The sequence below is a fragment of the Maribellus maritimus genome, from assembly GCF_022267315.1.
Lineage (GTDB): Bacteria > Bacteroidota > Bacteroidia > Bacteroidales > Prolixibacteraceae > Draconibacterium > Draconibacterium maritimum.
On sequence record NZ_JAIKLE010000102.1, the window covers coordinates 1 to 3,513 of the forward strand.

Annotated in this window: 2 protein-coding genes; both read left to right on the forward strand. The window is 38.9% G+C overall.

Annotated elements, in window-relative coordinates; genetic code table 11:
• Positions 1-637 precede the first annotated feature (637 nt).
• Positions 638-1,489, forward strand: coding sequence for an aldo/keto reductase family protein (locus K5G00_RS29030; protein WP_238770047.1), 852 nt, complete (start codon positions 638-640; stop codon positions 1,487-1,489).
• A gap of 10 nt (positions 1,490-1,499) precedes the next feature.
• Entirely contained in the window at positions 1,500-2,465 is a 966-nt protein-coding gene (locus tag K5G00_RS29035) for a hypothetical protein (RefSeq protein WP_238770049.1), read from the forward strand.
• Positions 2,466-3,513 lie beyond the last annotated feature (1,048 nt).

A 3,513-nucleotide genomic window follows, 5' to 3' on the forward strand; every position in this document is an offset into this window, starting at 1 on the left:
AAAAGAAGTCAAAGAATAAGACATAAAAGAAGAATTGACTTACATGTTAAGAACGGACCCGCCTAAGAGTAAAAGCGTAAAGAAAATAAATGAAGAGCAGCGTCAAAAAATCTTTTCTGTTTGACTCTGAGCATTAGCGAAGGAGGAGTTTAAAAGATTTTAGCGAAACGGAATTGATTTTTAGCTTTTAATCTTGAGCGGTGGCTTTTTTTGATTCCTTTTTTCAGCTATAGGAAAAAAGGAATTGGGGTATGGGGCAAGGCCCCGTTGAGAAGCAAAAATGAGCGTTGAGACGATTAGTATTGAAAATATTTAGTGATTATCCGGTAATTTTTCAACCACCTCCCTCCCGCTAACCCGGGTACTCCTCCTGACCAGGAGGAGAAACACTCAGAGATAATTCGTCAGAGTCAGAGCGTTGAAATAGTTTTATCCGAAACCAGAGTATATATGCGAACTTCCGGTAACTTTATTATATATTTACGAAATAAACACTTATTTGAAAAACCAAAACAACAAAGAATTGTTATACATCCAAGTGTGGGTTTAAAATCTGGGAATACCAATTGTGATTAAAATTTTCAAAACAATAAGACTACTTCAACCAGGGCAGATAAGTGTATGGTAGATAAATTTTATGAATAATATACCAATGGTTGAACTATCTAACGGTGGGATGATGCCTCCAATGATTATGGGGACATACAAAATCACCGATTATAAAACATTAAAAAAGATTATCAGAAAGGCCGTTAAACACGGCTTTACGGGGTTAGATACCGCTTATGCTTACGAGAATGAAGCCATTATCGGAAATGTTGTAGCCGAGTGTATGCGTGACTTTTCCATGCAACGCAGCGATTTTTATATTACCGATAAAATTGACATCTGGCAAATGCAGGAAACACAGGGCAAAATATCAGAAAATGTAGAGGAAGCCCTTCGTAAGTTAAATACTGATTATCTTGATCTTTTGCTGATACATTGGCCCTTACCGGAGTATTTTGTTCAAACCTGGGAAAGTTTTGTAAAAGTTTTTGAACAAGGAAAAGTAAAGGCAATTGGTATTTCCAATGTGAAGAAACGCCATCTGAAACAAATTATAACAGATACCGGTTTTTCTCCTCATGTTGTACAAAATGAAAGGCATCCCTTGCATACCGACACAAAGGTTTTGGAGTTTTGTAAAAGCAATGATATTGTGTACCAGGCTTATTCTCCTGTGGCAAGAATGATTGAGCCCTTACCTGGCTCAATGGAATTAAATACGATTGCCGAAAAATACAACAAGACGGTTGGACAGGTTATTATTCGCTGGCAGATACAAACAGGGGCTGTGCCGGTTTTTATGACACAAAAAACAAAAAGAATTGAAGAATATGCAGGAGTGTTTGATTTCAAACTGGAAGAACACGAGATTCACAGTATTTCATCGCTTGATATAAATTACAAAATGACGCTTGAATCTGTAATTTGTCCAGGCTTTTAAATTGATACCTATGATACAAAACAACAAAAGAATTGTATTTTCCTTGCTTGCATTGATTGCTTTTTTTAGCGTCTCACTGTATTTTTTTACCTGGGAGATGACGGTTTTGCTGACCGCCTCGATGGCCGTTTTTTTCTTCCTGTTTTTTAAACTAAACAGCATACTAAATGTCGATACCATGCCGCCAAACGTCTTTACAGATACCCGGCGGAATTTTGAATATCTCTTATTGGGATCAACAAAAATGTGGAGAAATATCGATGTTAATTCCTATAATCAAAACGGAAAAAATAAAATATTATCTTTTGCTTTTTATAAAAGAAGTCTGTATGCCGATTCTTTTATCCTGAGACGGATGTTTAGTTATTTGCGTGAAAACGGGACCGTACTGATTACCATCGATTTGGATGATGAAAAACACTACAGCAAGGAAACGTTAAGTTATGCCGATTTGAGAATGCTCCATCCGATAACGCTTCGCATCAGGAAGTTTAAGTTTGAACGAATAATGGTGAAATACCCGCTGATTTTTTATCCGGTATTTTCCTTTGGGTATCTTTTTAATAAACTCAAAAACAGCTTATTTTACTATAGCGACTGGAATAAAAAGACAAACGATTTAGATCAAAATACCGATAATGTCATCACGCTAACCCACGAAAAACTGATTTCCAAAATAGAACAAATGACCGGATTTGCAAAAGAGCGCGGGTACAATACAAAAATAGCCTGTATGGTGCGCTCAAAGGAATCGATGTATGTTTTTCGCGAGCTTGAAGATCGTTTACATATACAACATCCCGGACTGGAGATGATAGCTTTGGAAAGTAAAAAGGATTTTGACGAATTGGTTAGTCGGCCTCAGCAAAGAAGCAAGGAAGCATACCTGTCCGGTGCCAGTTACAAGGGGGCATTGTTAAGCCTGTATCTCGCAATTGGCAATGCCGATTTATTGCCATTTACAACCGCTGTTTGATCCATACAATTCCTTAAGAAAGAGGAGAAGCGAGAGGATGAGACTGTGAACGATGAGAATAGAGAGACAAGCGGTGAGCGGTGAGTGATGAGCAGGAAGACAATGAGACTGTGAACTGTGAGACGAGAGCAATGAGTAGTGAGAACATGAGACTTTGAGCACTGAGAAGAGAGAAAATGAGAAAGTGAGCAGTGGGAAATGAGTGCCAAACGTTTTATATAGAAAAAGTCAAAGACTAAAAAATAAAAAAGGAAAAGAGATCATGTTAAGAACCGACCCGCCTAAGAGTAAAAGCGTAAAGAAAATAAATGAAGTGTAGCGTTAAAAAATCTTTTCTGTTTGACTCCGGCCTTTAGGTTGGAGGAGTTTAAAAGATTTTAGCGAAACGAAATTGATTTTTAGCTTTTAATCTTGAGCGGTGGCTTTTTTTGATTCCTTTTTTCAGCTATAGGAAAAAAGGAATTGGGGTATGGGGCAACGCCCCGTCGAGAGTAATAGATGAGTGGTGAGAGGGTGAGCACCGTGTAGTAAGAAAATGAGACTGTAAGCACTGGGAAGAGAGAAGATGAGATAGTGAGCGGTGAGAAATGAGCAGCGAACGTTTTCCATAGAAAATAAAATTCAAAGATAAAAATAGCCGTTGCTAGCCCTTGTCTCCCAAGGGAAAGGCTGACGCATTAATTTGAGCAGGCTAAGAGCTTTAAAGAGTTATAAACACAATAGAATTTAGATAGAAAGTTAAAAACTTTCAATATCCGCCCCCGGCGGATAAAGGTGTGTAGGCCTGCCAAAGTAGCCCGGGCCGGCGCTGGCCCAAAGCGTTGAAGGATAACTTTGGCTTGATTCTTTTGAATACTTTTCTCATCTAAGGAGAAAAGTATTTGGGGTTCGGGGCAACGCCCCGTTAAGAAGCAGAGATAAGAAGATGAGATAGTGAGCACTGGGACGATGAAAAGAGAGCGATGAGTAGTGAGAACATGAGACTTTGAGCACCGAGATCGTATGAAAAGCGCGTAGGGTGAAAATTTGGCCCGGGCCGGCGAAGGCC

Bases quoted from the DNA above. Each gene is read 5' to 3' on its own strand.
- K5G00_RS29030 (WP_238770047.1), top strand. From the start codon at position 638: ATGAATAATATACCAATGGTTGAACTATCTAACGGTGGGATGATGCCT.
- K5G00_RS29035 (WP_238770049.1), top strand. From the start codon at position 1,500: ATGATACAAAACAACAAAAGAATTGTATTTTCCTTGCTTGCATTGATT.